General features: G+C 38.2%; 23 protein-coding genes and 1 other RNA gene. 18 read left to right on the top strand and 6 right to left on the bottom strand.

Annotated elements, in window-relative coordinates; all coding sequences use genetic code 11:
- Window positions 1-10 precede the first annotated feature (10 nt).
- The 10 genes from frr to lpxA are packed head-to-tail and all read left to right on the top strand — an operon-like array spanning window position 11 to window position 10,125.
- On the top strand, window positions 11-565 hold the full coding sequence (gene frr / locus BMW42_RS02960) for a ribosome recycling factor (protein WP_035263669.1): 555 nt from the start codon (window positions 11-13) through the stop codon (window positions 563-565).
- Window positions 566-573: 8 nt separating this feature from the next.
- Window positions 574-1,320 (top strand): polyprenyl diphosphate synthase, encoded by a 747-nt coding sequence (gene uppS / locus BMW42_RS02955; RefSeq protein ID WP_092766349.1) that lies wholly within the window; start codon window positions 574-576, stop codon window positions 1,318-1,320.
- Window positions 1,321-1,322: 2 nt separating this feature from the next.
- On the top strand, window positions 1,323-2,147 hold the full coding sequence (locus BMW42_RS02950) for a phosphatidate cytidylyltransferase (protein WP_035263666.1): 825 nt from the start codon (window positions 1,323-1,325) through the stop codon (window positions 2,145-2,147).
- Complete coding sequence (gene ispC, locus BMW42_RS02945; protein WP_092766348.1) at window positions 2,148-3,344, top strand: 1-deoxy-D-xylulose-5-phosphate reductoisomerase; 1,197 nt, start codon at window positions 2,148-2,150, stop codon at window positions 3,342-3,344.
- A gap of 1 nt (window position 3,345) precedes the next feature.
- The gene (gene rseP, locus BMW42_RS02940) at window positions 3,346-4,701 is read left to right on the top strand and encodes an RIP metalloprotease RseP (protein ID WP_092766347.1); all 1,356 of its coding nucleotides are present in this window, start codon (window positions 3,346-3,348) and stop codon (window positions 4,699-4,701) included.
- 41 nt (window positions 4,702-4,742) lie between these two features.
- Window positions 4,743-7,265: an outer membrane protein assembly factor BamA gene (gene bamA / locus BMW42_RS02935; RefSeq protein WP_092766346.1), complete on the top strand. Its 2,523-nt coding sequence runs from the start codon at window positions 4,743-4,745 to the stop codon at window positions 7,263-7,265.
- 28 nt (window positions 7,266-7,293) lie between these two features.
- Window positions 7,294-7,782, top strand: coding sequence for an OmpH family outer membrane protein (locus tag BMW42_RS02930; protein ID WP_416224312.1), 489 nt, complete (start codon window positions 7,294-7,296; stop codon window positions 7,780-7,782).
- 3 nt (window positions 7,783-7,785) lie between these two features.
- Window positions 7,786-8,856 carry a UDP-3-O-(3-hydroxymyristoyl)glucosamine N-acyltransferase gene (gene lpxD, locus BMW42_RS02925; protein WP_092766345.1) on the top strand — a complete coding sequence of 357 codons (1,071 nt, stop codon included), beginning with the start codon at window positions 7,786-7,788 and terminating at the stop codon, window positions 8,854-8,856.
- Window position 8,857: 1 nt separating this feature from the next.
- Entirely contained in the window at window positions 8,858-9,340 is a 483-nt protein-coding gene (gene fabZ / locus BMW42_RS02920; protein WP_035263658.1) for a 3-hydroxyacyl-ACP dehydratase FabZ, read from the top strand.
- The gene (gene lpxA / locus BMW42_RS02915; protein WP_035263657.1) at window positions 9,337-10,125 is read left to right on the top strand and encodes an acyl-ACP--UDP-N-acetylglucosamine O-acyltransferase; all 789 of its coding nucleotides are present in this window, start codon (window positions 9,337-9,339) and stop codon (window positions 10,123-10,125) included. The genes fabZ and lpxA overlap by 4 nt, the downstream gene beginning before the upstream one ends.
- Before the next feature lie 46 nt (window positions 10,126-10,171).
- Here the strand turns inward: lpxA and BMW42_RS02910 are convergent, their stop codons facing one another.
- Window positions 10,172-10,999, bottom strand: coding sequence for a YbgF trimerization domain-containing protein (locus BMW42_RS02910; protein WP_092766344.1), 828 nt, complete (start codon window positions 10,997-10,999; stop codon window positions 10,172-10,174).
- A gap of 285 nt (window positions 11,000-11,284) precedes the next feature.
- Between BMW42_RS02910 and ffs the strand changes: the two genes are divergently transcribed.
- Window positions 11,285-11,381: signal recognition particle sRNA small type (ffs, locus tag BMW42_RS02905), an RNA gene on the top strand.
- A 27-nt stretch (window positions 11,382-11,408) separates the two neighbouring features.
- Here ffs and BMW42_RS02900 read toward each other — a convergent pair.
- The 4 genes from BMW42_RS02900 to BMW42_RS02885 form a co-directional block, all read right to left on the bottom strand.
- The gene (locus BMW42_RS02900) at window positions 11,409-11,984 is read right to left on the bottom strand and encodes a regulatory protein RecX (RefSeq protein ID WP_416224311.1); all 576 of its coding nucleotides are present in this window, start codon (window positions 11,982-11,984) and stop codon (window positions 11,409-11,411) included.
- Window positions 11,985-12,103: 119 nt separating this feature from the next.
- The gene (recA, locus tag BMW42_RS02895) at window positions 12,104-13,147 is read right to left on the bottom strand and encodes a recombinase RecA (RefSeq protein WP_035263652.1); all 1,044 of its coding nucleotides are present in this window, start codon (window positions 13,145-13,147) and stop codon (window positions 12,104-12,106) included.
- A 146-nt stretch (window positions 13,148-13,293) separates the two neighbouring features.
- The gene (locus tag BMW42_RS02890; protein WP_035263651.1) at window positions 13,294-13,734 is read right to left on the bottom strand and encodes an RNA-binding S4 domain-containing protein; all 441 of its coding nucleotides are present in this window, start codon (window positions 13,732-13,734) and stop codon (window positions 13,294-13,296) included.
- Entirely contained in the window at window positions 13,718-14,410 is a 693-nt protein-coding gene (locus tag BMW42_RS02885) for an HAD-IA family hydrolase (RefSeq protein ID WP_092766342.1), read from the bottom strand. The genes BMW42_RS02890 and BMW42_RS02885 overlap by 17 nt, the downstream gene beginning before the upstream one ends.
- Before the next feature lie 297 nt (window positions 14,411-14,707).
- Here BMW42_RS02885 and BMW42_RS14700 point away from each other — a divergent pair, with 297 nt between their 5' ends.
- The 3 genes from BMW42_RS14700 (at window position 14,708) to BMW42_RS02875 (ending at window position 16,815) form a co-directional block, all read left to right on the top strand.
- The gene (locus BMW42_RS14700) at window positions 14,708-14,845 is read left to right on the top strand and encodes a hypothetical protein (RefSeq protein ID WP_171076720.1); all 138 of its coding nucleotides are present in this window, start codon (window positions 14,708-14,710) and stop codon (window positions 14,843-14,845) included.
- Between the two features lie 322 nt (window positions 14,846-15,167).
- On the top strand, window positions 15,168-16,016 hold the full coding sequence (locus tag BMW42_RS02880) for a 3'(2'),5'-bisphosphate nucleotidase CysQ family protein (protein ID WP_092766341.1): 849 nt from the start codon (window positions 15,168-15,170) through the stop codon (window positions 16,014-16,016).
- A gap of 61 nt (window positions 16,017-16,077) precedes the next feature.
- Window positions 16,078-16,815 carry a histidine phosphatase family protein gene (locus tag BMW42_RS02875; protein WP_092766340.1) on the top strand — a complete coding sequence of 246 codons (738 nt, stop codon included), beginning with the start codon at window positions 16,078-16,080 and terminating at the stop codon, window positions 16,813-16,815.
- A gap of 78 nt (window positions 16,816-16,893) precedes the next feature.
- Here BMW42_RS02875 and rpsT read toward each other — a convergent pair whose 3' ends face one another.
- Window positions 16,894-17,163 (bottom strand): 30S ribosomal protein S20, encoded by a 270-nt coding sequence (rpsT, locus tag BMW42_RS02870; RefSeq protein WP_035263646.1) that lies wholly within the window; start codon window positions 17,161-17,163, stop codon window positions 16,894-16,896.
- Window positions 17,164-17,378: 215 nt separating this feature from the next.
- Here rpsT and BMW42_RS02865 point away from each other — a divergent pair, with 215 nt between their 5' ends.
- From BMW42_RS02865 to BMW42_RS02850, 4 genes are all read left to right on the top strand, one after another.
- A complete protein-coding gene (locus tag BMW42_RS02865) occupies window positions 17,379-18,044 on the top strand; it encodes a nucleoside-diphosphate sugar epimerase (protein ID WP_092766339.1) in 666 nt (221 codons plus the stop codon).
- An 11-nt stretch (window positions 18,045-18,055) separates the two neighbouring features.
- Window positions 18,056-18,565 carry a ribonuclease E activity regulator RraA gene (gene rraA / locus BMW42_RS02860; protein WP_035263643.1) on the top strand — a complete coding sequence of 170 codons (510 nt, stop codon included), beginning with the start codon at window positions 18,056-18,058 and terminating at the stop codon, window positions 18,563-18,565.
- 30 nt (window positions 18,566-18,595) lie between these two features.
- Window positions 18,596-19,381 carry a glutathione S-transferase N-terminal domain-containing protein gene (locus BMW42_RS02855; protein WP_092766338.1) on the top strand — a complete coding sequence of 262 codons (786 nt, stop codon included), beginning with the start codon at window positions 18,596-18,598 and terminating at the stop codon, window positions 19,379-19,381.
- Window positions 19,382-19,480: 99 nt separating this feature from the next.
- Window positions 19,481-19,831 (top strand): hypothetical protein, encoded by a 351-nt coding sequence (locus BMW42_RS02850; RefSeq protein ID WP_092766337.1) that lies wholly within the window; start codon window positions 19,481-19,483, stop codon window positions 19,829-19,831.
- The last annotated feature ends 38 nt before the right edge of the window (window positions 19,832-19,869 follow it).

The following is a 19,869-nucleotide window of genomic DNA, read 5'->3' as shown; positions in this document are numbered from 1 at the left end:
GGAAGATCACATGATTAACGATCTTAAAAAAGATGCTGAAGAGCGCATGAATAAATCATTGGACTCATTAGAGCATGGTTTTGCTAAAGTTCGTACAGGTCGTGCACATCCATCAATTCTTAACGGCGTAATGGTTCCTTACTATGGCTCTGATGTGCCATTAAACCAAGTTGCTAACATTGGGGTTGAAGATTCGCGTACATTGCTTGTTCAACCTTTCGAGCGCACCATGGTTGCTGCAATCGATAAAGCAATTCGTGAGTCAGATTTAGGTTTGAACCCAATTACTGCAGATTCAATTCGTGTACCAATGGCGGCATTAACTGAAGAAACACGCCGTGATATGCAAAAAGTGGCACGTAACGAGGCTGAAAATGCAAAAGTTGCGATTCGTAATATTCGCCGTGATGTATTGGGTGATATTAAAGCGTTGTTGAAAGAAAAAGAAATTTCTGAAGACGATGAGCGTCGTGCTGGCGATGAAATCCAAAAAATCACAGATAAGTTTGTTGCTGAAGTTGAAAAGCGTTTAGCAGCAAAAGAAGCAGAGTTGATGAAGGTCTAAGCTATATAATGACCATCTCAGCAGAGCTTCTGCCACAACATGTTGCCATCATTATGGATGGCAACAATCGTTTTGCAAAAAAGAAACATCTACAAAAAGGTGATGGACACCGTGAAGGAAAAAATGTCCTTGATCCGATTGTAGAGCATTGTCGTAAAGTGGGTGTAAAAGCACTTACTGTTTATGCCTTCTCAAGTGAAAACTGGAATCGACCTCAATATGAAGTTGATTTGCTCATGAAATTGTTGCAAGAGACGATTAATGAACAAATTCCTCGAATGATAAAGTTTCAGATTGGGCTCAGATTCATCGGGGATCGCTCTCGTTTATCGCCAGAATTGCAACAATTAATGTTGCAAGCAGAACAAAGGACTGCTACTTTCACAGAAATGACGCTCACAATTGCTGTGAGCTATGGTGGGATGTGGGATATCGCACAAACTGCTAAAACAATCGCACAACTCGTCAAAGAACAAAAAATTGATGTTGATCAAGTTGATGTTGATTTGTTTGCTCAGCATGTCAGTTTAGGTGACTTACCTCCAGTCGACTTATTGATTCGTACTGGTGGTGATTATCGATTGTCTAATTTTTTATTATGGCAATCTGCATATGCTGAGTTGTATTTTACTGAGACGTTGTGGCCAGAATTCACAACAGAAGAATTGGATCATGCCTTTGGTGTGTTTTTAGGGCGTGAAAGGCGCTTTGGAAAAACCTCTGAGCAGATCCAACAAGAGAAAATAGAGAACTAATAATGTTAGAGCGGATAATTACCGCATTGATTTTAGTGGCTGTAGTCTTGAGCTGTATGTTTGCAACTACATCCATTTATCCAATGTTAGCGTTAATGATTATCGCTGCCGGGGGGGCTGGCTATGAGTGGTTTAAACTCATGCCTCGTCAAACTGATCAAGTGAATAAATTTAAAGCAGGATGCTTTGGTGTAATCACTGCGGTATTTTCTGCAATTGCGCTTTATTTTGATGATCTAGTACTGCTGTTGTGGAGTGCTTCGATTATTACTTGGGTTATTACCATTTATTGGGTTAAGCAATATCCTCTTTATGATGCGTGGTATAACACTTCACTGAATTGGATTGGTGTAGTGATTATTAGCGCTGCAGTATCGGCAATATACGAAGTCTGGATAAGTTCACCTTGGTGGCTCATGTATCTATTCCTCTTAGTGTGGGGTGCTGATAGTGGGGCGTATTTTGTAGGTAGGAAGCTTGGTAAGCGTAAGCTTGCACCTGAGGTGAGCCCGAATAAATCTATTGAAGGGTTAATCGGTGGTGTAATTACAGTCATCATTGTTATCTTATTTGTACAATTTAACTATTTAGATTTAACCGCAGTAGAGCATATTCTATTTTTACTCCTATCTGTGCTGACAGTATTTAGCTCAGTTCAAGGTGATTTATTTGAATCAATGATTAAGCGTCGTGCAGGTATTAAGGATTCAGGTCGTATTTTGCCTGGTCATGGTGGTGTATTAGATCGCATTGACTCATTGCTTGCTGCCGCACCTATTTTTGCTGCGGGAATATTTGTTTTAAAACTTGTTGGTGTAGATTTATAGATGTCTCAATCAGTATGTATATTAGGTGTAACGGGTTCAATTGGACAAAGTACCTTAAAAGTCATTGATCGACATCCAGAGAAGTACAATGTTTTTGCGGTATCTGCATTTAGTCGTGTAGAGCAGTTAAGCGAAATATGTCAACAATATCATCCACAGTATGCTGTTGTACCTTCAGGCAAGGTGGATGAACTACATCAATTTTTCAAATTAAAAAATATCACTTCAACCGAAATTCTCTCTGATGAGTCGGGTTTAATCGCTGTTGCTGAGCATCCTCAGGTTGATATCGTGATGGCGGCGATAGTGGGTGCGGCAGGATTATTGCCAACACTCGCTGCTGTTCAAGCGGGTAAGCGTGTTCTTCTAGCAAATAAAGAATCGTTGGTGATGTCTGGTGACATCATGATGAAGGCCGCTAAAGAGAATAAAGCCTTATTATTACCTGTAGATTCTGAACATAACGCAATATTTCAGTGCCTGCCTCAAAATTATTTACAATTAGATACAGGTGGTAAACCCCAGTTAGGTGTTTCACAAATTTTGTTGACTGCTTCTGGCGGTCCATTTTTGCATCATACGCTAGATGAGCTCAGTAATGTGACACCTGCACAGGCTTGTAAGCACCCTAATTGGTCAATGGGACAGAAGATATCAGTTGATTCGGCAACGCTAATGAACAAAGGTCTCGAGTTGATCGAGGCCTGTCATTTATTTTCAATTCAAGAACATTTTGTTACAGTGGTTGTGCACCCACAAAGTATTATTCACTCAATGGTTCAGTATGTTGATGGTAGTACTTTGGCTCAAATGGGTAATCCTGATATGTGTACGCCGATTGCACATGCATTTGCATGGCCAGATCGGATTGAAACACATGTTCCTCCGCTAGATTTATTTCTAAACGATACGCTTAATTTTATGCAGCCTGATACTGTACGCTTTCCAGCGTTGCAATTGGCTCGTGAAGCAATGAAGTCTGGAGGATTGGCGCCTGCGATCTTAAATGCTGCAAATGAAATCGCGGTTGAAGCATTTTTAAAAGATAAAATCAAATTTTTAGATATTCCTAAAGTTGTTGAATCCACTTTGAATCATGTTCAAAATTCAAATGCTGATTCTTTAGAGCTAATCTTAGAGACTGATGCGCTTGCACGTCGCTATGCTATTCAACTCACGAATTCACTGAGTACCTAAGATGAATATACTTTTCATTATCGTCGCGGCTATTTTGCTTCTAGGTCCATTGATTGCAATTCATGAATTTGGACATTACTGGGTAGCACGAAAACTTGGCGTTAAGGTTCTTGTTTATTCAATTGGATTTGGTCCAACAGTTCTAAAGTGGACCTCTAAAAAGTCAGGCATTCAATATCAGCTCTCTGCATTGCCTTTAGGTGGTTATGTAAAAATGCTAGATGAGCGTGAAGGTAATGTAAGTGCAGAAGATTTACCTTATGCGTTTAATCGGCAATCCCCTTTAAAACGAATTGCAATCGTTGCTGCGGGACCACTTGTTAATTTAATTTTTGCTGTTTTACTTTTTTGGATTCTGTTCTTACCAGCTCAGGAACAATTAAACACTCGAGTTGGTAAAGTGATTGAAAATACGCCAGCCGCACAAGTAGAGATGCGTTCTGGTGATAAAATCATAGCAGTGGATGGAACTGCGACACCAACTTGGGAAAAATTGAATTATGCGCTGATTGATCGCGTAGGTGAAACTGGTACGATTCAAATTCAAGCTGATCGTGATGGTCAGGTACAAACTTTTAATTTACCGATTCAGCAATTTTTAAAAGATCAGTCTCAATCACCATTGGATGTCTTGGGGTTTTTACCATATCGACCTCATATTCAACCAGTTGTACATAAATTATCTGAAGATGGTGCTGCTATACGCCAAGGGATGAAAGAAGGTGATGTAATTGTCGCGATTGATAATAAAAAAATTAACGATTGGTTAGAAGTTGTTGATATAGTACAAAAATCACCAGAAAAACTATTGAATATCGAAGTGATGCGTCAAGGCGAGATTGTTCAATTAAAGGTCATGCCGCAAGGAAAGCGTGACAATATGGGCAATATGACAGGAATGTTGGGAGTGCAAGCTCAATCTGGTCAGATCAATATTCCTGCTGAATATAAGCATACAATTCAATATGATCCAGCGGAAGCTTTTGTGGTTGCGGTTGAAAAAACGGGTCAATTATCTTCTATGATCCTTGGCTCAATTGTCAAAATGATTCGAGGATTGATTGGGTTGGATAATCTCTCGGGTCCAATTACGATTGCTAAAGTTGCAGGTCAAAGTGCTGAAATGGGGTGGCAAACTTTCATTTCATTTATGGCATTAATGAGTGTAAGTTTGGGGATATTAAATTTGCTTCCGATTCCGATGTTGGATGGTGGGCATTTAGTTTATTACATAATTGAATTAATTCGTGGTAAACCTGTTTCTGAACAAATACAATTGGTTGGATTAAAAATTGGTATGGTGTTGCTGGGAAGTATGATGTTTCTCGCAATATTTAATGATTTTATGCGTTTATAAGCGTTATAGATGGATAATTAACTTACTGGAAAACAATAGGCATGCAGCACAAACATTTATTTATGCCATTGGCACTCGTTAGCGCCATGGCAGCAGTACAACAAGTATATGCAGCAGACGAGTTTATCGCGCGGGATGTGCGTGTTGATGGATTAGTTCGACTAACGCAAGCTAATGTACTCGCAATGTTACCGGTGAATGCTGGGGATCGCATTAATGATCCAGTGATTGCGAATGCGATTCGTGCGTTGTATGCCTCTAATTCGTTTGATGATATTCAAGCTTTCAAAGAAAACGATGTTTTGGTTTTCAAAGTCGTTGAACGTCCTATTATTTCTAAAATCAATTTCAAGGGTAATAAGCTCATTCCAAAAGAAGCCTTGGAAGAGGGCTTGAAGAAAATGGGTCTAGCTGAAGGTGAGGTGCTCACTAAATCTGCACTTCAGACGCTAGAAACTGAGCTTGAACAGCAGTATTCACAACAAGGTCGCTATAATGCGGATATTCAGGTCGAAACTGTTGCAAAAGCCAATAACCGTGTTGATGTCAATATTAATTTCATTGAAGGTAAACCAGCTAAAGTTTTTGAAATTAATTTAATTGGTAATACTGTATTTAAAGACGATGAAATTAAGCAAGTCTTTGCTGTCAAGGAAAGCGGATGGTTATCTGTCATTTCCAGAAATGATCGCTACGCGCGTGAAAAAATGGCAGCAAGCCTTGAAGCATTAAGAGCTTTATACCTTAATAAAGGTTATATCAATTTTGAAATTACCAACTCTAATTTGAATATCAGTGAAGATAAAAAAAATATTTTCATTGAAGTTTCAATGAATGAGGGTGAGCAATTTAAATTTGGTGAAACCAAATTTTTAGGTGATGCTTTATATAAAGACGAAGATCTTCGTGCACTAAAGATTTATAAAGATGATGCAACTTACTCACAAGAGTTGGTGAATGCAGTAAAACAGTTGTTACAGCGTAAGTATGGTAATGCTGGTTATTACTATGCTGAAATTAATGTTGTGCCTCAAATTGACAATGAAACAAAAAAAGTTAATTTGAATTATTACATCAATCCGGGTCAGCAAGTTACGGTTAGACGTATTAATTTTACAGGTAATACCAAGACTGCTGATGAAGTTTTACGTCGTGAAATGCGCCAGATGGAAGGTGCATTAGCGAGTAACGAAAAAATTGATCTTTCAAAAGTCCGTTTAATGCGTACTGGATTTTTCAGTAAAGTAGATGTTAAGCCGGTACGTGTTCCGGGGGCGCCTGATCAGATTGATTTGAATATCGCTGTTGAAGAACAACACTCAGGATCAAGTACTTTAGCTGTGGGTTATTCGCAAAACGGGGGTATTACGTTCCAAGCAGGTTTAAGTCAAACTAACTTCTTAGGTACAGGTAACCGTGTAGCGATTGATCTTTCTCGTTCTGAGACACAAGATTATTATAACCTAAGTGTTACTGATCCATACTTTACAATTGATGGTGTCAGCCGTGGTTACAATCTCTATTATCGTAAGACGAAATTAGACGAAGACTATAACGTTAACAATTATGTTACAGATAGCTTCGGTGGTGGTCTGAGCTTTGGTTACCCTATTGATGAGAATCAGAGCTTAAGTGCTGGTATTAATATTGATCAAACTGAAGTAACGACTGGTCCATTTGTTTCTACTTATGTGCGTGATTATTTACTTGCCAATGGGGGTAGGGAAACAAGTACTGGTAAGTATTGTCCAGTCGACTTAGAGCCAATTAAAGATGATAACGGTAATGTAATTGGTTATGAACCTTGCTCTGAACCTGAAGTTGAGTACGGTAATGAGTTTAAAGGTGATTTCTTTACTTATAGTTTAAATTTAGGTTGGTCTTATAACACATTAAATAATCCACGCTTCCCAACGTCGGGTATGTCTCATCGTGTTAATGCAGAGATTGCATTGCCGGGTAGTGATGTTGAATATCAGAAGGTAACATACGATACTCAAGCCTTTATTCCTTTAGGAAAGGATTTTGTATGGCGTGGTTATGGTAAGGTAGGTTTCGGTAATGATTTACCATTCTATAAAAACTATTACGCTGGTGGTTATGGGTCTGTTCGTGGTTATGATAATAGTACATTAGGTCCAAAATATCCGAGTATTACAGATGCTGCTCTAACTCGAGAAGATAGAAACCCTGAAGAGGTGGGGGGTAATGCATTAGTTCAATTTGGTACTGAATTAATCTTACCAGTTCCTTTTAAAGGCGACTGGGCGCGACAGGTCCGTCCTGTTATTTTTGCAGAAGGTGCTCAAGTGTTCGACACTCAATGTGACGTACCTACTGGAAATATTTATTTTGGCGCAACCAATTCGACTGCATTCGATGCTAGACAATACTGTAAAGACAACTTTGGTTTCGATGCTGGAAATATGCGATATAGTGTTGGTGTAGGCTTCACATGGATTACGATGATTGGTCCACTATCATTAAGCTATGCGTACCCATTGAATGATAAGCCTGGTGATGAAACTAAGTCTGTTCAATTTGAAATTGGTCGTACTTTCTAGTACGGCCTTTTGCCTTTAAGGAATAATAATGAATATGTTTAAAACAACGATTTCAACGGTTTTACTCACATCTGTAGTTGGCTTTGCGCATGCAGCAGGATATGGAGTAATTGATTTAGAAAAAGTCGTTGAAAATAGCACGTACTTAAAACAGCAGAATACTCAGCTTGAGCAGTCAATTAAACCGCAAACGGTAAAATTAGAACAATTGGGTAAAGAAATTGAAGCGTTGGCTAAATCAGCTCAAGCCAATCAATCGAATGCCCAGCAACTATCCTCTCAATATCAAACGAAGATGAACGAATTTCAATCTTTGCAACAGACTGTTCAATCACGTGTTCAAAGCACCATTCAAAATACCAATAAAGTTTTCGACTTAAGAATTAAACAAATTGCTGAACAATTGCGCAAAGAAAATAATCTTGATTTAGTTTTAAATAAAAATGCTGCCTTGGCATATGACCCAAAATACGATTTAACTGCTAAAATGATTCAAAAGGTTAATGCAATCAAATAGTCAATGAAATCAAATCAATTTCGTCTCGATCACTTGGCCAAACTTGTACAAGGCCAAGTTATTGGTGATGCAGATCTGTTGCTAGAGGGTCTTGCAAGTTTAACTCAAGCGAACTCAAACCAAATTTCTTTTGTAAATTCTGATAAGTATTTAGACGAAGCGATTTCATCTCAAGCAGGTGCCTTAATTGTCACTTCTGAGATGCAGGCTCAGCTTAATCAGCATAATAATTTTATTGTCGTACAAAATCCGTATCTTGCTTTCGCGATTTTAACTCATGTGTTCGAATCTAAAACTGTGCAACGTGGTATCGAGGCCACCGCAGTAATCGATCCGAGTGCTATGATTGGAGATAATGTATACATTGGTCATTACGTTGTAGTTGGCCCACATGCCGTGATTGGTTCAAATACAGTAATTCATTCGCAAACTAAAATTGATGAGTATGTTGAAATCGGTGAGGATTGTTTCATTGATTCACATGTCACGATTACGGGTCGATCTAAAATTGCTAAACGTGTTCGTATCCATGCGAATACCGTAATTGGAGGAGAGGGTTTTGGCTTTGCTCCTTATCAAGGTAAGTGGAACCGAATTGCTCAACTCGGGTCTGTTCAAATTGGAAATGATGTCAGAATTGGTTCTAACTGTAGTATTGATCGTGGCGCTTTGGATGACACTATACTTCATGATGGTGTGATTATTGATAATCTTGTGCAAGTCGCACACAACGTTCAAATCGGTGAAAATACTGCAATTGCTGCAAAATGCGGTATTGCGGGCAGTACTGTGATTGGCAAAAACTGTATCCTTGCAGGTGCTTGTGGTATCTCAGGACATCTAAAAATTGTAGATAATGTGACGCTAACTGGAATGTCAATGGTCACAGGTAGCATTTTAGAAGCTGGTACATATTCTTCAGGAATGGGATTGCTCGAAAATTCTCGTTGGAAACGAACAGTTGTTCGTCTAAGACAATTAGCAGATGTGCCATTGACCAAATTAGTCAAACAAATAGATGATATGCAGGCTCAGTTAGAGTCAATCGAATCAACTTTAAAATTGCGTAAATAATATGACAGAGTCTACTTTATCTTTTTCAATTCCTGAATTGCCGATGAATATTCAAACAATTCGTGAATATTTGCCGCATCGTTATCCATTTCTATTGGTAGACCGTGTTACAGAAGTGACTGAGAATGGAATTGTCGGATTTAAAAATGTCTCCATAAATGAAGAGTTTATGCAAGGTCATTTTCCAGGTTATCCAATCATGCCGGGTGTCTTAATCGTTGAGGCGATGGCACAAATTTCTGGCGTTCTTGGCTTTATTATGAACAATGAAAAACCCAAACCTGGTTCACTTTTTCTTTTCGCTGGCGCTGAAAAAGTTCGTTTTAAAAAACAAGTCGTTCCTGGTGATCAACTCGTGTTAAAATCAGAGCTTGTAATGCAGAAACGTGGTATTTACAAGTATCTTTGTAGTGCGAGCGTTGATGGTGTAATTGCAGCGACAGCTGAAATTATTATTTCTCATCAGAAACTAGAGCAAGCATGAGTAACAGTGATTTAATCCACCCTACAGCAATTATTGATCCTACGGCAACGATTGCTTCTGATGTAAAAATTGGTCCTTATTCGATTATTGGTCCTCATGTGACGATTGATAGTGGGACAGTGTTACATTCTCATGTGGTGGTTGGTGGATATACCCGCATCGGTAAATCAAACGAAATTTTCCAGTTTGCCAGTGTGGGTGAGGTGTGTCAGGATCTTAAGTATGCTGGTGAAGAAACTTGGCTTGAGATTGGCGACAACAACAAAATTCGTGAGCATTGCAGTCTGCATCGCGGTACAGTGCAGGATCAAAGTATTACTAAAATTGGTAGTAATAATCTGTTGATGGTCAATACGCATATTGCGCATGACTGTGTGGTGGGTAATAACAACATTTTTGCAAACAATGTTGGTGTCGCAGGTCATGTGCATGTTGGTGACTTCGTTGTTGTCGGTGGCAACTCCGGTATTCATCAATTCTGTAAAATCGACTCATACAGCATGATTGGTGGAGCATCATTGATTTTGAAGGATGTTCCTGCTTATGTGATGGTGTCTGGTAATCCGGCGCATGCATTTGGAATGAATGTAGAAGGTATGCGTCGTAAGGGTTGGTCCAAAGATGTAATCAATGGTTTACGAGAATCATTTAAGTTGATTTATAAAAGTGGTCTGACGACACAACAAGCCATTGAGCAGATTACTGCTGAAATTTTACCAAATGTTTCTGAAGCTCAGCTCCTCATAGATTCTCTAAATGAATCTAAGCGCGGTATTGTTCGTTAAGAGCTTTTGCTAGCAATAAAAAGACATCTTATGATGTCTTTTTTATTTAACTTTTTTTGAAATATCCAGCTTCTTCTGAGTCAGGATAGGTGCTTAGTAGTTTATTTTTATAAATTTCAGCAGTTTGAGCATTTTTATTTACATCTTTCGCGATGCTATACAGCTGATATAAAGATCGCGCTGCTTTTCCTGAATTTGGAAACTTCGAAGCGACAGTTTCATAGTGTTTTCTTGCTTCTTCATAATTGGGTGGTTCAATTGCTAAATTGAATTCAGCTAACCAAAAATAGGCATTACCTGTATACACACTATTTGGATTGTTACGTACAAAGTTTTGCATAGGTGCAATGGCTTTTTTTGCGCCACCTTGTTTGTATGCATCTAAGGCAACTGTATAAGCCGCTTTATCAAGTTCTTGTTGGTTGGTTTGATTCAAGTTCGTTGCATTTTGTGATGCTGTGGTATTGGAGTTAGTGCTAGTGCTTGGTGCAGTTGGCTCGTTAGGAATGGGTGGTGCAGCATTAGGATCATCGGCATTGGACTCCTCCACAGGATCAATTTTTTGTTGAAGGAGTTCTAATCTTTGATCTAGATCTGTATAGCGATTTTTTAATTCGTTGGTCAGTTGATTAATTTGATGTTCTTGTTCTTCTAATTTGCCTTGAAGTGCACGAATTTGATTTTCTAAGCGTTGATTTTGTTGGATAAGCTGCCAACTGGTATTGGTAGGGGCTGTAGCGGTGTTATTCGCTGCGACTGCTGTTTGGTTCAAACTCGAATTTTGGCTTAATCCTTTTGATTCGATAGGAATATTGGCAAAAACTGATGTTGGGCTCATCAATGCTAGTGCAAGAAAAGTACGCTTATTGAGCATGTTCATTATTCCATTTGTGTCCATACTCAAATTTGAACTTTGAGTATTTTCAATTCTTAATAATCAGATCATTAAAAACGTCATAGCATTTAAAATCAATATAAATTTACAATGAAACTGTATAAATGAAGAAATTTAAGTTGAAGTTATTTAGATGAAAAATATCAAGTTTGTTGTTAATAGATTAGTAAATATTCACTTGAACTTTTTTAGTGCCTTTAAAGCCCATTATGGTCTTGCAAGATCGTTAAAAATCTCTATACTCTGTTCTTGCAATGGTAGCCCTGCTGGTGGCTTCGCAATTATACTCTGAGAACCCCGCCAGGACCGGAAGGTAGCAACGGTATCAGAACTATGATGTGCCGGAGTTTTGCTAGTAGGGTTGCCACCATTATAATAATTTTATTTCTTATTCTTCATTCTCTTTTCTTTTTATAGCTTTCATAATCGCATCCATTTCAAAGCCTCTATATTGTAAAAAGCGAATTTGTTTTGCTTTTAATTTTGCGTCCTGAGCAACTTCATAGCCATATTTTTTGACCTTCAATAAGTATGCTTGTTCATACCAATTTATTTCTTCCATTTCTGGTTCAGCCAAGGCTTTATCAACGTGTTTGCTTTTAAGCGCTAGCTTTATTCGATTTGGACCTTTTCCTTTACGTAATTGGCTGCGTACCGTCATTTCTGCAACGCGAGCATCACTTTGATAATTTTCTCGCGCTAGCTCATCAACTAAGCTCAAAACCTCTTCCTTATTTTGTGCATACAAAGCAAGTTTATCGATTAAGTCTTTTTTTGAGTATTCTTTGCGAGTTAAGACTGCAAATGCATACGATCTCAAACGAGTTCCTGTTAAGCCTTTATTTTGTGCTAGAGCTGATGAAAGGTTGTCATCTAAATCACATTCATCTGATGCTTGATTTTTCGGGTGTTGGCTAGCAACATGTTGATCATTGATGAGATGTTGAGGTTCATCTTCATTCATTATTGATTTTAAGTCCTCATAATGAATGAACTTGGGAAACTTCTCTGACATTTTAAATCCATGCTCTTAAACAAAAGCGCCCATAATTTGGGCGCTTCGATTTCAAATTTTTTGAAAAATTATACTTCAAATAAATCTGCTTCTTCGTCATTTTCTTCAGTTGGAGCTGGTGTCGCTGTGGTTAACAACTGTTCACGAATCATGCGATCAAGATCTTGTGCAAGTTGAGGATTTTCCTCAAGATGACGAATCACGTTGTTCTTACCTTGTCCAATCTTGTTACCTTGGTATGAATACCAAGCACCAGCTTTTTGAACAAGTTCTTGTTGTACAGCGAGATCGACCAATTCAGCAAGCTGATTTGTACCTTTACCGTACATGATTTGGAATAATGCTTCACGGAAAGGAGGTGCCATTTTGTTCTTCACCACTTTAACGCGTGTTTCAGAACCAACAATCTCATCGCCTTCTTTCACTTGACCAATGCGGCGAATATCTAAGCGTACAGAAGCATAGAATTTGAGCGCATTACCACCAGTAGTGGTTTCTGGACTTCCAAACATGACACCAATTTTCATACGAATTTGGTTAATGAAGATCACCATGCAGTTGGAGCGCTTTGCATTACCTGTAATTTTACGCAATGCTTGGCTCATCAAGCGTGCTTGTAGACCCATATGAGAGTCACCCATTTCACCTTCAATTTCGGCTTTAGGGGTTAAGGCTGCTACAGAATCGACAACAATTAAGTCGATAGCGCCAGATCGTACCAGCATATCTGCAATTTCTAGTGCTTGTTCACCGTGATCAGGTTGTGACACCAATAAGTTATCGATATCAACACCAAGTTTGCGAGCATATTGAGGATCTAAAGCATGCTCAGCATCGATAAATGCACAAGTACCACCAGCTTTTTGACATTGCGCAATCGCTTGAAGTGTCATGGTGGTTTTACCTGATGATTCTGGACCATAAATTTCAATAATACGGCCTTTAGGTAAACCACCAATACCTAATGCGATATCCAGTGTAAGAGAGCCTGTAGATACAGCTTCTACAGCTTGAACAGTATTGTCACCAAGGCGCATTACCGTATTTTTACCAAATTGTTTTTCAATTTGGCTTAAAGCAGCACTCAGTGCTTTGCTTTTATTATCATCCATCTCATAACCTCAAAACGATGTAAATCACTGATAACTTAAGTGGATGTCTTTAATTAAGTCTAATGTCCACGGCATTTATAGTGACAGAAAAAATCGGACTGTTCTATAATTTTAAACTTCAAAACGACAGTATTTGTCGCTTTAACTTATTCATCATCGTATGACCAAACTTCGTCATATTGCTGACCATTTTGTTGACGGAATCTTGTAATATCACGTCGATCTTTTTTGCTTGGTCGATGATCTGGTCGTGCAAGATTATGCAATTTTCTTTGTGCAGAAAGCAACTCACGACGCGCGATACTGACTTCAGTTTCTTCATAGAGTAATTGTGCAGTAGGTGCCCCGCCTCTTACAGATGATAATGCTTTCACAATGACGGTTTTCTTTTCAAATCCCTGCTGAATCGTTAACTCCATTCCTACACGTACTTCTCTGGAAACTTTAACACGATCATTGTTGTGATGAACTTTACCACCTTCGATTGCTGCTTTGGCAATTGAGCGGGTTTTAAAAAAGCGTGCTGCCCAAAGCCACTTATCAATTCGCATTGAATCTGTGATTTTAGTTTCATGCTGTTTTGACATTCATTTCTTTCTCATGGTTAATTTGGTCTAAATAGGGGATTAATGATCTTAGATCATTGATTGCAGGATACTGAAGTTTAGATCTTTCACGCTCAGGTTGAGAGCTAGATGGTTGGGTAATTGTGATTAGATGCTCAATACCAAAAGATTTAGCACCTTCGAGTACAACCGCAGTATCATCAACGAGAACGCAGTGACGAGGTTCAAATGGGTGCATGTGCTGTAATTGATCCCAAAATTCAAAACGCTCTTTAGCAAAACCGATTGTTTCACTACTGATCATCACTTCAAAATAAGAGGAGAGGTCAACTTGATTCATTTTCAATGCCAATCCTCTTTCATCAGCATTGGTGACTAACCATATTCGGTATCCAGCTTGCTTAAGGCTTGATAATAACGCAATGCATCCCTGTCTCGGCTTGATGAATTCTTTGTGATCGTGTTGAAGCTGAAAAGTATCAACGCCGACTTTGGCTGTCCAAAAGCGCGTAGAATACCAATCGAGCGTGTGCTTATGATCTTGATAAAATTTAAATAGAATTTGATTGCTCTGCTCTAAACTGATTTGATGAGTTTTGGCATGTCGCTCAGGGAGTTTGTGATTCCAAATTAAATCGTCAAAAGCAAGATCGAGTAGGGTTCCATCCATGTCGAACATGATGATGGGTTTATTCATTCATCTTTCCTCAGGTATTGTTGCAATTTAGCACAAATAAAAACAACAAAATGGGTGTTATTTAAATATCAATTTACACCATCATTTGATGCAAATGGTTGGACTCGCATCAGCATTTTAAAATAGAACTTCAAGAATGGGTGTGCGTGGAGACTTCTATATTTCATTCCATTCGTATTATATCGAATTAGATGTGTGAGGTCACAAATTTAGATCTTGATAATGAATACAAAAATAGTATAGAAGTCGCTATGAAAGCATCATATTTTTTGAAAATGGTGCATAGGAGTTTGAAGTATGACAAAACATGATAATAGTTCGAAACCACACAAAGAATCTAATGAGGATAAAGGGAATCAGGACTCTTTTAAAAATAAAGAGCCTGTAAAAAAACCGAATGAACAGCCTGAAAGTCCAGTCAAAGAGCAAAAATAAAAAACAAGCCTTCTTTAAGAAGGCTTGTTTTTTTATGTTTATACTGACTCTAAGGCGCGCTCTGATTTTTGGAACTATTGCGGGTGTTATTTAAGATGTATTGAGGGTTGTTGGCAATCACGCTTCGGATTTTGTTTTAAAAGTGTTAGAGTTCTTATGATTGAAATGGGTTATGTGTTTCAAAGTGGTTATATTTTATAGGTTTGCTACTATAAATATAAATCCAACAATGCAAATTAAATCACGCTGCATTTTAGGCTGAGGTTCTTAATATGATCGTCGTGCTTAGAGTGTGTAGCGCCAGAAAAAATAGGTTTTATCCATGTTTATCACAACGCATGCTCCCCAAGATCAACAAATGTTAAATTTGGTTCCGATTTTGGCTGTAGCAAGCCAAATATTATTAGAAGAATATCAAAACTATTGTGCTGGACGTGATTTTAAAATCAACGAAAAAGATGACCGTTCTCCTGTAACTCAAGCAGATTTAAAGGTCAATCAATATCTGCTCAGAGAGCTTGCAAAACTTACACCTGATATTCCGATCATTTCTGAAGAAAGTGATTATTCAGAGCGACATGAATGGCCTCAATGTTGGATGCTAGACCCTTTGGATGGTACGAAGGAGTTTATTCATGAACGTGATGAATTTACAATTAATCTGAGTCTTATTCAGAACCATCAAACTGTATTTTCAGTCATAGTCGTGCCGACTGAGAAAGTTATGTATATGGGCTATTTGACGGATCTTCCTTATAAATATTCATTTATGAACAATATTTGGGAAAAATATTGCAAATTTAAAGCCTCACCAGTCGATGCCATCCAAATTGGGCTGAGTCATAGTAGTAAAAATCCTAAGTATCAACACTATATTGATTATATTGAAAGAGAAATACCGGTTATACGTCGTGAAGCTGGAAGTGCTTATAAATTTTGTATGATGCTTGAGGGTGAAATAGATATTTACCCAAGATTTCATCCAACCTCCGAGTGGGACACTAGTGCTGGACAAGGCTTGCTAGAGAGCATAGGAGGTGGTTTGTTGACCTTGGATTCTGTGCCATTTACCTATAATCAGCGTGATACTGTTTTGAATAATGGTTTTATCGCCTATCGTGATCCTGAAATGAGGCAATTGGCTTTAGATGCGTTGTCAAATGTACTTTAGGGGAGTGGAACTATAATTTCATCGTGTTATAGTCAAATTAATTTCATTTATTAGAATTATTATGTCGCTGAAATTGCTTCCTCCAAGTATGCTCAGAGCGGTTGATTTACTGCCCGATGTTGCTGTGCCTGTTACACTATTTACTCGCCACTCAATTCGTGAAATGGTGGTGGGCCAAGGACTCGCTGGATATGATTTGCAATTAACAGATCAAGGTAAGGATCTGGCGCAGGCTTGGGGGGCTTATCTTATTGATCAAACAGATCGTGTGATTGAACACTGTATTTCTAGTCCAATTCAACGTTGTATTGATACTGCAGCACTGATGATTCAAGGTGCTGATCAAATCAATCCTAAGTCAAATACCCATCATATTAAAATTGTTGAGCAGGGGCTTTTGGTCGAGCCTGGTAGCTTCGTTTTAGATATCGAGCAAGCTGCGCCATATTTTAAGCAACAAGGTGCTTTGGGATTTATCAATAGCTTTGTAAACAATACTTTACCTGGGATGAAGCAGCCAATTACAGGTGTGATTGATGTTTTACATTTGCTTTATCAAACTCACCCTCAACAGAATCATGGATTAAGTTTGGCGGTTAGCCATGACACTATTCTGGCTGGTATTCTGGCTGTGATTTCAGGTAAAACACAGATTATTCAGCAGGATTGGCCAGAAATGATGGAAGGTTTGTTTGTTTGGTTTGAAGGTGAAGCATTCATAGATGCAAAATTGAAATGGATATGGCGTGGTGAACGTAATGAGCTGTCTATTCGTGAATTTGTAGAGCAAGAAAGATAGTAATTTTAATATTATTTAAGTATTGTTGATAAATTTAAGATATAAAAAAAGCCCTTAAAGGGCTTTTTTTAACGCAACTTAGTTAGAAGCTAAAGCTTTAACTTGTGCATTTAAACGGCTCTTATGACGAGCAGCTTTGTTCTTGTGGATGATACCTTTGTCAGCCATACGGTCGATTACAGGTACTGCAGTTTTGTAAGCTTCAGAAGCTGCTGCATAGTCACCCGCAGCGATCGCTGCTACTGTGCGTTTAAGGTAAGTACGAACCATAGAACGTAAGCTTGCGTTGTGTTTACGTGCTTTAACGTTTTGACGAGCACGTTTTTTTGCTTGAGCAGAGTTTGCCACTCGTGCACTCCTTGAAATTGATTGGTCTGGGCGGGCTGAAATTTCAACTAAATACAAACATTAGAAGAATTTACACCAGCCCGTAAACAAGTGCCATATTGTGATTAAATGATGCGGCAAAGTCAAGTCTTGACATGCTTTGACAACATTTTTGATGCAGATAAAATGCGGTTAGCGCGTTAGATTATATGAATATAGGAAGGAATGGCGAAAAAATGATTAAAAATATTAAAAGTGCAATAGTTATAGGGGCAACTGGTTTAGTTGGTCGATCTTTGGTAAATCATTTGAATCAATTGGTAGATTGCGAAAGAATTGTCGTAGTTGTTCGTAACCATGATGAACAATTTGAAAAGTTCACTAAAGTTGATCAGTTGGTCATTGATGACTTTTTAATGTTAAATGATGAGGACGCTTCTGGATTCTCACATGCGTTTAGTTGCCTAGGAAGTACAATTAAAAAAGCAGGCTCTAAAGAAAATTTTTACAATATCGATTTTGAGATAAATGCTCATTTTGCTGATTTGCTCGTGAATACCGATACTTTTTTTGCAATTGTAAGTGCGGAAGGTGCGAATGAAAGATCTCCATTCTTTTATAATCAAGTGAAGGGAAAGTTAGAAAATTATCTAAAATCATTATCACTCTATCAATTGGCGATCATTCGACCTTCACTCTTAATTGGTGAAAGAGCTGAAACAAGGACACTCGAAGATATTTCTCAGAGTATTTTCAAGCGGGTATCGCAATTTCTGCCAAATACATTCAAATATAAGCCAGTGACAGCAGAGCAAGTCGCTAATACTATGGTCGTGAGCGCAAGAACTCAAAATGAAAAAATTAAGATTTATGATAATTTAGAGATTCAAAAACATAACTGAGGGTATAAAAAGTGACAACGCCAACATTTGTGACGTGTGATTTACTGGATGACCATCCTGATTTAGATATTCAAGTATTGTATCCATCTATTGATGGAAAATTCTTCAAAAGTTACGGTGGTGTAAAAAGCTTTGGGGGTGAAGCTGTCACTGTTAAATGTTTTGAGGACAATTCACGAGTAAAAGAGTTACTCGCTACAGATGGGCAAGGCAAAGTTTTAGTTGTAGATGGTGGTTCTTCCATGCGTTGTGCATTGATGGGAGATATGATTGCTGAGTCTGCCGTTAAATATGGATGGAGTGGTGTCATTATTAATGGTTGTGTTAGAGATGTTGATGCCATTGCGAGTTTAAATCTAGGCGTGCACGCACTTGCGGCTATACCTCAAAAAAGTAATCGCAAAGGGGTGGGCGAAACCAATATCACGATTCAAATTGGAAATATCACAATCCAACCAGGTGATTATATCTATGCAGACAATAATGGAATTATTGTGTCCAAGACAAAATTAGTCGATTAATTTAAATAAAACAAAAACGAGGTAATCAGTATGGTGATTCATCAATTAAAAGTGGCTCAGGCGCTAGCTTCAGCTGTTGCAGAAGGTGGACGTGGGACTTCAGGTACACCGTTTCCTAAACAGCCAGAAAAAGCATTAAAGCTTTACGAATTTGAAGGATCACCATTCTGTCGTCGTGTAAGAGAGGTGTTGACTTTACTTAATCTTGACTACGAAGTGTATCCTTGTCCGAAAGGTGGAAGGGTCTATCGAGATCAAGTAAAAACACTTGGTGGTAAGATTCAATTTCCTTTTTTAATTGATGAAAATACTGGGGCTAAACTTTACGAGTCTCAGGATATTATTTACTATCTTTTTAAGCATTATGGTGAGACAGGTCAAACACCGAAGCAATTCTCACACTACCCCAAATTGCCTGTAGTTGCTCTAGCTGGAACACTGATTAATGGTGCTCGTGGGATTTTTATAAATAAAGCGATTAAGCAGAGACCACAACCCGAGCATTTAATTGAGCTGTGGGGGTTTGAAGCGAGTCCATACACCAGAATCGTGCGCGCTGAACTCACAGAACTTGAATTACCATTTAAGTTTCATAATGTTGCTAAAGAACGTTGGCAGGATCAAGGACCAGCGATTTTACGATTGAAGCCTGGGAAATATATTCCTTTGGCAGGCGGTAAACGCGAGCAGGTTGTAAAGGTAATGAATCGCAAGGGGAAGGATATACAAGTCCCGTATTTAGTTGATCCTAATACAGGCGTAAAATTGTTCGAATCGAAGAAGATTGTAGAATATTTAAGAAAAAATTACGGTTAATTTTAGTTTGAGTGCTTTTTGGTCATGAATATAGGTGTATTCGTAACCAGATGCTAAGATAGACCATCATTTTGAGTTTTCAGCTTTTCTTCCCAAACTATGTTTAAAAAAATTTCTGATTTGTTTCAAAAAAAACCATCGGCTGAGCAAGTTTATTTACAGACCCATCAAATTCGTCATGATCCTGAATTAGGATATATTATCGATGACGTTGTTTTGAATGAACTAAATGAAAGATTGTCATATTTTTCGAACCGAAAGGTTACTCGTTTTGATGATTTGGAAAATTTATTTTATCGGGGAATGTTGATCAAAGAGAAAATAGATCTCGAGTTGAATACAGGTCGTTTTACTACGAGATTAGGTAATAATCAACAGAATCTAGAACAGTTAAAAAAATTCGTGATATTGCTCAATGATTATTATCGTGAATTCAAACGTGAGTGCTAATGTTTGCGACTGAATGTTTGTGATATCTAAAAATAACT

The organism is Acinetobacter sp. DSM 11652 (genome assembly GCF_900109815.1).
GTDB lineage: Bacteria > Pseudomonadota > Gammaproteobacteria > Pseudomonadales > Moraxellaceae > Acinetobacter.
Note: the sequence above shows the minus strand (reverse complement) of the source record. Positions and strands in the feature narration are given on the sequence as shown.